This is a genomic window from Anaerotalea alkaliphila (assembly GCF_010179735.1).
GTDB classification, from domain to species: domain Bacteria; phylum Bacillota; class Clostridia; order Lachnospirales; family Vallitaleaceae; genus Anaerotalea; species Anaerotalea alkaliphila.
Map to the genome: position 1 here is coordinate 73,691 of NZ_JAAEEH010000011.1, position 7,771 is coordinate 81,461.

Consider the following 7,771-nt stretch of genomic DNA (forward strand, 5'->3'; position numbering starts at 1 on the left):
GCTTATCCCTCTTTTCCCTTCCGCTTGGGCAACGGAAAATAGAACCGGATGGTGGTTCCCTCCCCCAGTTTGCTCTCCAGGTCCACGCTGCCTCCATGCTTGTCCATGATGCTCTGGACCACGTCCATGCCGATGCCGGTGCCGGTGCCGGTGGGCTTTGTGGTGAAGAAGAGTTCGAAGGCCCGTTTCCTGGTCTCCTCGTCCATCCCTTCCCCATTGTCCTTGATGTACACGCAGGCCTGTCCCCGTTCTTCCAGTATGCCCACCTCCAGGATGCCGCTGCTTCCCATGGCGTAGAGGGCGTTGTCCAGGGCGTTGATCCAGACCTGGGAGAGTTCATCCTCGTAGGCGTCCACCTTTCCGTGCCATTCGTAATGCTTGACGACTTCGTAATCGTTCTTCAGTTTGTTCTGGTAGAGCATGAGGATGGTCTCCAGGGATTCCTCCAGGGAAACCGGCTGCATGGAGGCGGACTGGTCGCTTCGCACATAGGACTTGAGCGCAGTGATGACCCTGGACATCCGTTCCACGGACTGGGATATCATCTGGGCATTGACCTTCATGCTGTACCAGCCTTGGGCCACCTCCAGCGCCAGTTCGGCGCTTCCCTCCTCCATCAGCCTGCGGATGGGGGGCTCCATTTCATAGATGCCCATCTTGACCATGCGCCGGGCCACCTCTCTGGAGGAGAGGTGGGGATAGACATCCAGGGCCGTCTCCAACCGGCCCCTGTGGGTCCGGAGCGTGGCCGTGGAGGGCAGGTTCTCCAACGGGGGCCTGTCCGCCAGCATACGGACCGTCTCCAGTCCCTCCTGGGACACCTGTCCCAGCAGGCGCAGCGTCTTCTCGAAAAGGTCCTCGTTCAGGTGCATCTGGTTGGTGGTGGTGGATTTGATGACGCCCAAGGGGGTGTTGATCTCGTGGGCGATGCCGGCGATCAGCTTGCCCAGGACCGCCATCTTCTCGTACTGGACCAGGCGCTTCTCGTTGTTCTTCTTCTCCGTCACGTCCTGGATGACCCCCACCACCACCTTGCCGCCCTCTTCCTCCCCCTGGGAGCGCAGCCTTCCCATGGAGGAAATCTGCAGCCACTCCTTCCTGTGGGCGTTCCACATCCTGTATTCGCAGTACACGACAGGGCGTTCCCCCGCAAGATGGCTGCGGAAGGCTTCCTGCAGGGCTTCCTGCCCCTCCTTTTGGATCAGCTTCAGCACATAGGCCATGTTCACGCCTTCCAGCCTGCGGTCCAAGCCCTTGATGTCGTACCAGTTCTCGTCCCCTGTGAACAGGTCCTTCTCCACGTCATAGCGCCAGAAACCGATGCCGGAAAGCCTGGAGGAGATGTTCACCTGCTCGATCTTCTCCTTCAGCCGCATTTCCGATTCCTTCAGGGGGGTGATGTCCTGGATGTGCAGGACCACGCCGCTGATCTTCTTCTCCTCGTCATAAATGGGACTGAGCTGCTCCAGCAGATGCCTGCCGCTTGGCTGCTGCCGCTCCATGGCCACATCCGGCTGTCCCAGAAGGGCTTCCCCCATGCGGCAGTTGGGACAGGGGGCATCCAGTCCGTAGAACTTCCTGTAGCACTTCTCCCTGGGCTTGAAGTAGCGCTCCTCCATCCAGGAGACCGCCTTGGTGTTGGCCCAGAGGATGTTGTAGGCTTTGCCCAGATGCAGGAGGCCATTGGAGGCGCTGGACAACAGGCTCTCGTAGATGCTGGTCTTTTTCGCCTCCTGGGTGATGTCCTGGAGGATCCCCACCACCTGCTTCTCCTCCAGGGACTTCTTGTAGGGGATGTCCTTGTAGGCCCTGAAGATGTAGGCCTTCCCCTTGTGGTGGAGGACGAACTGCATGTACCGTTCGTCGTAGTTCTTGTTGTGGAGCCAGCTGTAGACACGGTCCACATCCTGGGGGTCCACCCGCTCCAGCAGGTTGCGGATGGGGAATTCCTGTTCCTGGGCCCCCTCGCTTTGGATTCCCAGCATGTCCAGGATGTGCTTGGACAGGAAGATGACCTCCTTCTCCTTGTCGTAGCGCCATTCCCCGGTCCTGAGCCGGTAGTACATCTGGTCGATGTTCCTCTCCCTCCGGTGGAACCATTGGCTCATGGACTGGTTGTTGTGGATGACATAGACGTACCAGGCCACCAGCATGAGGATCCCCAGGAAGGTCAGCAGGCGCAGGTAGGTCAGGTCCCTGCGTCCCCTTTCCAGCATGCCCCCGATTTCCGCGGTATCCTTCGCCATCCGTTCCTCCAGCGCATCCCGCAAGGCCTTCTGCTGGGTCCGGTACATCCCTTCCCCTTCCCTGTACCTCTGGGTTTCCAGGAGGGCCCGGGCCCGGGCAGGATTCCCACCGGCCATCAGTTCCACGGCCTCCACCTGGAGCTGGAGCATGTTTTCCAGCTGCAGGGCCATCAGGCCGACCTCCAGCTCCAGGCTCCTTTCCTCCATGGCCCTCTCCAGCTCCAGGACTTCCTCCAGAAGCTCCCGGAGCTGGAAGGCCGTTTCCCCATGGACCCGGCCGTACTCCTCCCGTCCGGTTCCCAGATACAGCCCCGTGAGCCCGGTCAGCTCCCCGTAAAGTCCTTCCAGCCGGCTGTTCCCTTCCAGCAGGTGCATCTTCTCCCTGCGGATCCCTTCCAGCTTTAAGCTTTTTTGGTTCTCGGCATGCTCGTACAGGAGTATGACGCCCACCAAAAGGATTAAAGCTGATATGAAAAAAGTGAATACGGCAATCTCCTTCTTCGTCATACCAGCTTCCCCTTCCTAGTCGGTCTTCCCTTCTTCAAAGAAGAGGACGCAGCCCTCTTCCTTGCCCATCTCCTTTGCCCGGTACATGGCCTCGTCCGCATGCTTGAAAACCTCCACGGGCTCCCAGTCCGCACCTTCGAACAGCGCCACGCCCAGACAGCCTCCCAGCCGCAGGACGTCATCCCCCACCTGCATCTCCTCGTAGAGGGCTTCCCGGATCCTTTCCAGCATGGTCCGCGCCGCCTCTTCCGAATCGATGGTGAACAGGAGGGCGAACTCGTCCCCTCCGATCCTGGCCAACACATCCTCATGCCGGGTGGCTTCCAGCATCTTTGCCGCCACCATCCGGAGCACCTGGTCTCCGGCCACGTGGCCATGGTTGTCGTTCACCGACTTGAAGCGGTTCAGGTCGATGATGGCCAGGCCGTTGTGGGCCTCCCCCCCATCCCGGTTCCGTTTCCGCTGGTGCAGCCCCTCCAGCCTCTGGAGCAGGTATTTCCGGTTGAACAGGCCCGTCAGGGCGTCGTGGTTGGCCTGGTAGGTGATCCTGTCCAGATGGTAGATGTTCACCATGCTGCCGCTCAGCTGTTCCGCCACGGCGCTTGCCAGCTGCAGGGAAAGGGCCTCGTCGTATCCGTTGGGGCTGAAATGCAGCAGCATGTATTTGCGGTTGATCAGGGGCTGCACGTAATGGATCCCCTTCCCTTCCCTGCGCAGATGGTACCCCTCCGGTTCCCGGATCCCCGCATCCGTCTCCTGGATCAGCTCCCGGATGAAGGACTCCTCCATCCCCGCCCCCTGCACATACTCCGCCAGGACCTTTCCTTCCACATGCCCGGCGATCAGGAAGCTCTTCACATGCAGCAGGGACGCCAGCACATGGTAGGCGTTGTCGTAGAGCATGTGGATGGTGTGGATGCTGTTGTTGGACCTGGCCAGATGCAGCAGGGCCTGGTTCATGTGCTCCACCCGCTTCCGGTTGGTGATGTCCTGGACCGCCAGGACGACTCCCCTGGACTGGTCCCTTTCCATCACGGCGTAGAAGCGCAGGAAAAGGTGCCTTCCGTCCTCCAGTATGATTTCCTTGGTCAGCTGGGTCTCCCCCTCCAGGGTGCGTTTGGCGCAACAGTCCGGACAGGGGGCGGAGATGGCGTGGAAGATTTCGTGGCAATGGAGCCCCTCCGGCTCCCTCCCCAGGAAGTCCTTCGCCATGTCGTTGCTCCACAGCACCTTCAGGTCGGTGTCCATGTAGAACAGGGCCTCGGAGATGCTGTCCAGGATCAGCCGCTTCTCCCACTCGGACTTCTTCAGGCGCTCATGGAGGTCGTCCAGCTCCTTCTCCTGCCGGTGGAGCTCCGCCGCTTCCCGGACGGTCCTCAGCAGGTGCTCCTCCTCCCAGGGCTTCTTGATGAAGCGGTAGATGTTGATGGAGTTGATGGCGTTCTCCAGGGTCTCCATGTTCATGTTCCCGGTCAGGAGGATGATCTTGATGAAAGGGTACTTCTTGTTGATGATGTCGATCAGCTCCACCCCGTTGATCCTGGGCATCAGGTAATCCGACACGATCACCGCCGTCTCGATCTTGATCTCCTCCAGGCTCCGGATGATGTCCAGCAGCTCGTTGGCGGACTCCGCCACCTCGATGATGTACTCGTCCCCCAAATGGTTGTTGAAGGACTCCTCCAGCTGGTTTACGATGTACGGGTCGTCATCCACGCAGATGATGGCCTTCTGACTTTTAAATTCCATAGCGCACCTCACAAGGGTTGTTGCGGCAAAAAGGTTTCAAGGGAATTATACCATACTCAGGTTATCTTTTCCAACCTCTCCCGCAAACCCCAGGGACAGTCGGCCAGCAGGAAACATGACCCGCAGTCCGGATTCCTTGCGGTGCAGACGCTCCGGCCATGGGCGATGATCTGGGTGTTGTAGCGCAGCCAGTGGCTCCTTGGCAGGAGCTCCATCAGGTCGAATTCGATCTTCACCGGATCCTGGTTCTGTGTGAATCCCAGCTTGTTGGAGATCCGCTTCACGTGGGTGTCCACCACGATGCTCTCGATGTTGTAGATGTGTCCCCGGACCACGTTGGCCGTTTTCCTGCCCACCCCATCCAGACTGGTCAGCTCCTCGATTCCGGACGGCAGGCCCCCCCCATGCCGTTCCAGCAACTGGATGGACGCCCGCTTCAGATGGGAGGCCTTGTTCTTGTAGAAGCCCGTGGAACGGACCGCCTCCTCGATGTCCTCCTGGGGGGCCGAGGCCAGGGCCTCCAGGGTCGGGTACTTTTGAAAGAGGTCCACCGTCACCATATTCACCCGGTCGTCGGTGCATTGGGCGCTCAGGATGGTGGCCATCAGAAGCTGCCATGGCTCCCTGTAATGCAGATAGCAGATGTGGTCCGGACCGTAATGGGCATCCAACTGCCCCAGGATCCGGCCCACCCTTTCTTCCCTCTTTTTTCCTCCCATGCGCACCTCCTATGCTCCGGAGGGGGGCAGGAAACTCCAGCCCGCCTCTCCCGTGACGAAATCCTTCTTCCCGTACTCCGTGCGCAGCACCCCCGGTCCCTTCCGGACGGTCCCCGCCTCCATGCAGGCGGCCACATCCAGGTCGAATGCCTCGAAATGGCACGCCTTCGCCTCCTCCCTTCCCACACCCCGGGCCTGGAGCGCCTCCCTGCCCAGCTCCCTGTTCTCCAGCCAGGAGGGGAGCTTCCGCAGGCGCTCGTGGAGCAGCAGGTCCAGCTTCAGCAGCTCGTCCAACATCCCCGGGTCGACCTTGCCCCATTTGCGCAGGAAATCCCTAAGCACCTCCGTCTGCTGCGCCTTGGACAGGCTGACCTCCTCCAGGCCCTCTCCGGAAAAATGGTCCCCCAGCGCCTCATAGAAGCTGAAAGGGTCCGGATGGAGGGGAATGGCGTGGGCCAGGGTCCTCCTGTAAAGCCCGCTGTTCCCATAACGCTCCAGCATCTCCTCCACCAGCTTCAGCCGCTCCAGCTCCCCGTAGGAAAGGTCTGCGGTCCGGAGGACCTCGTAGGGGGCGTAATCCCTGTGCACCAGCCCGTAGGCCTCCTTTTCCCGCTCCAGGCCGGAGCCTTTCAGGACCTTCAGGAAGCCCAGCTGCAGCTGGTCCGGCCCCATCCCGTGGACCCGGTTGAAGGATTCCCGGAAGCTGGCATAACCCTCTCCCGGAAGCCCGGCGATCAGGTCCAGGTGCAGATGGATGTTCCTCCCCTCCTGGAGCCGGCGCACGTTGGTCTCCAGGACCTCCAGGTCCATTTTCCGGCGGATCAGCTCCAGGGTCCTGGGATTGGCGGATTGGACGCCGATCTCGAACTGGAACAGTCCCGGCCGGGCCTGCCCCAGCAGGAACAGGCTCTCCTCGTCCAGCAGGTCCGCGGAGATTTCGAAGTGGAAGTTGGTGCGCCCCCGGTCATGGGTCATCAGCCAGCGCCAGATGGCTTTGGCATGGCTCTTCCGGGCATTGAACGTCCTATCCACCAGCTTCACCTGGGGGACCTCCGCTTCCAGGAACCGTTCCAGGTCCCCAAACACCCGCTCCAGGGAACGGAAGCGCACCCCTTTTTCCATGGAGGAAAGGCAATAGCTGCACTGGTACGGGCACCCCCTGGAGGTCTCGTAATAGAGGATCTTGTGGGAAAGGTCCTCCTGGTCCCCATAGGGGAACCCCAGGGAATCCATGTCCACCGGGGCTCCGGGGCCCGTGGCCAGGACCTCCCCCTCCCCGGTCCTAAAGCAGATTCCCCGGATGGAGGAATCCAGCCCCCCCCCCTTGGCATACCGCCCGGCGACCCGTGCCAGGGCTTCCTCCCCCTCCCCGCAGACGATGCAGTCCACCTGGGGCCAGGCCGCAAGGAGCCGGGAGGCGTCGTAGGACACTTCCGGCCCTCCCAGCAGGATCCGGACCCGGGGAAGTACCTTCTTCAGGTTGGCGACCAAGGCCTGGACATAGGCGATGTTCCAGAGGTAGCAGGAGAACCCCACCACGTCCGGCTCCTTGGACACGATCCCCTTCAGGATATGGTCCACCCGCTGGTTGACCGTGCATTCCAGGACCTCCCCCGCAATCCCCGGCATTTGCAGACGTTCCCGCAAATGCCGGACCGCCGGATTCGTATGGATGAACTTTGCGTTGATTGCGACCAGCAGGACCTTGAACGATCTTTCCATGCCTGTCTCCTTTCCTTATTCCATGACATTTCCATAACGCAAAAAGCGCGTACAATGTACGCGCTTCTTGCATCGGGCCGCACGCCCTTGGAACTGGGTAGGAAGGATTCGAACCTTCGGATGCAGGAGTCAGAGTCCTGAGCCTTACCGCTTGGCGACTACCCATCATTTTTACTACATATTTTCCTTTATAAAAATGGATACGACCTGCACGCGCATTCCGCATCCTTATCTTGAAGCTTTTGATGAAGAGCGCGAGACGGGATTCGAACCCGCGACCCTCGCCTTGGCAAGGCGATGCTCTACCACTGAGCCACTCGCGCGAAAAGCGGGTAGCGGGAATCGAACCCGCGTATCCAGCTTGGAAGGCTGGTGTTCTACCATTGAACTACACCCGCATATGGTGTTTCCAAGTGCCCAGAGCCGGAATCGAACCAGCGACACGAGGATTTTCAGTCCTCTGCTCTACCGACTGAGCTATCTGGGCAAGACAGTCTTAATGGAGGGAGAAGGATTCGAACCTTCGAAGGCGGTGCCAACAGATTTACAGTCTGCCCCCTTTAGCCACTCGGGAATCCCTCCTCAATTAGCGCTCTGAGGACTTAAGAACAAGATATATGATAACCAGTTTTCCCGGTTTTGTCAACATGTTTTTTTGACAACTGAATAGAGAATTTACATCTGCATGATTTGGATGATTGCTAGGTCAAGCCCTCGACCGATTAGTATTGGTCAGCTGAACATGTTGCCATGCGTACACCTCCAACCTATCAACCTGGTAGTCTTCCAGGGGTCTTACTCCTTACGGATGGGATATCTTATCTTGAG

General features: G+C 59.7%; 4 protein-coding genes, 5 tRNA genes and 1 rRNA gene. All 10 read right to left on the reverse strand.

Annotated elements, in window-relative coordinates; translation table 11 throughout:
- Positions 1 to 2: 2 nt before the first annotated feature.
- Positions 3 to 2,753, reverse strand: coding sequence for a PAS domain-containing sensor histidine kinase (locus GXN74_RS14720; RefSeq protein WP_162369951.1), 2,751 nt, complete (start codon positions 2,751 to 2,753; stop codon positions 3 to 5).
- Positions 2,754 to 2,768: 15 nt separating this feature from the next.
- Positions 2,769 to 4,502: a diguanylate cyclase gene (locus GXN74_RS05665; RefSeq protein ID WP_162369952.1), complete on the reverse strand. Its 1,734-nt coding sequence runs from the start codon at positions 4,500 to 4,502 to the stop codon at positions 2,769 to 2,771.
- A gap of 56 nt (positions 4,503 to 4,558) precedes the next feature.
- Positions 4,559 to 5,221 (reverse strand): endonuclease III, encoded by a 663-nt coding sequence (gene nth, locus GXN74_RS05670; RefSeq protein ID WP_162369953.1) that lies wholly within the window; start codon positions 5,219 to 5,221, stop codon positions 4,559 to 4,561.
- A 9-nt stretch (positions 5,222 to 5,230) separates the two neighbouring features.
- Positions 5,231 to 6,943, reverse strand: coding sequence for a B12-binding domain-containing radical SAM protein (locus GXN74_RS05675; protein ID WP_162369954.1), 1,713 nt, complete (start codon positions 6,941 to 6,943; stop codon positions 5,231 to 5,233).
- Between the two features lie 93 nt (positions 6,944 to 7,036).
- Positions 7,037 to 7,108, reverse strand: a tRNA-Gln gene (locus GXN74_RS05680).
- Between the two features lie 86 nt (positions 7,109 to 7,194).
- Positions 7,195 to 7,266: transfer RNA gene (locus GXN74_RS05685), tRNA-Gly, on the reverse strand.
- Between the two features lie 4 nt (positions 7,267 to 7,270).
- Positions 7,271 to 7,341: transfer RNA gene (locus GXN74_RS05690), tRNA-Gly, on the reverse strand.
- Positions 7,342 to 7,357: 16 nt separating this feature from the next.
- Positions 7,358 to 7,430 (reverse strand) — tRNA-Phe (locus GXN74_RS05695).
- 13 nt (positions 7,431 to 7,443) lie between these two features.
- A tRNA-Tyr gene (locus tag GXN74_RS05700) sits at positions 7,444 to 7,525 on the reverse strand.
- A 120-nt stretch (positions 7,526 to 7,645) separates the two neighbouring features.
- Positions 7,646 to 7,771: ribosomal RNA gene (locus tag GXN74_RS05705) — 23S ribosomal RNA — on the reverse strand; the annotation flags it as partial.

Coding starts and splice junctions, on each gene's coding strand:
- GXN74_RS14720 (WP_162369951.1), bottom strand. CDS start 2,753: ATGACGAAGAAGGAGATTGCCGTATTCACTTTTTTCATATCAGCTTTA.
- GXN74_RS05665 (WP_162369952.1), bottom strand. CDS start 4,502: ATGGAATTTAAAAGTCAGAAGGCCATCATCTGCGTGGATGACGACCCG.
- nth (WP_162369953.1), bottom strand. CDS start 5,221: ATGGGAGGAAAAAAGAGGGAAGAAAGGGTGGGCCGGATCCTGGGGCAG.
- GXN74_RS05675 (WP_162369954.1), bottom strand. CDS start 6,943: ATGGAAAGATCGTTCAAGGTCCTGCTGGTCGCAATCAACGCAAAGTTC.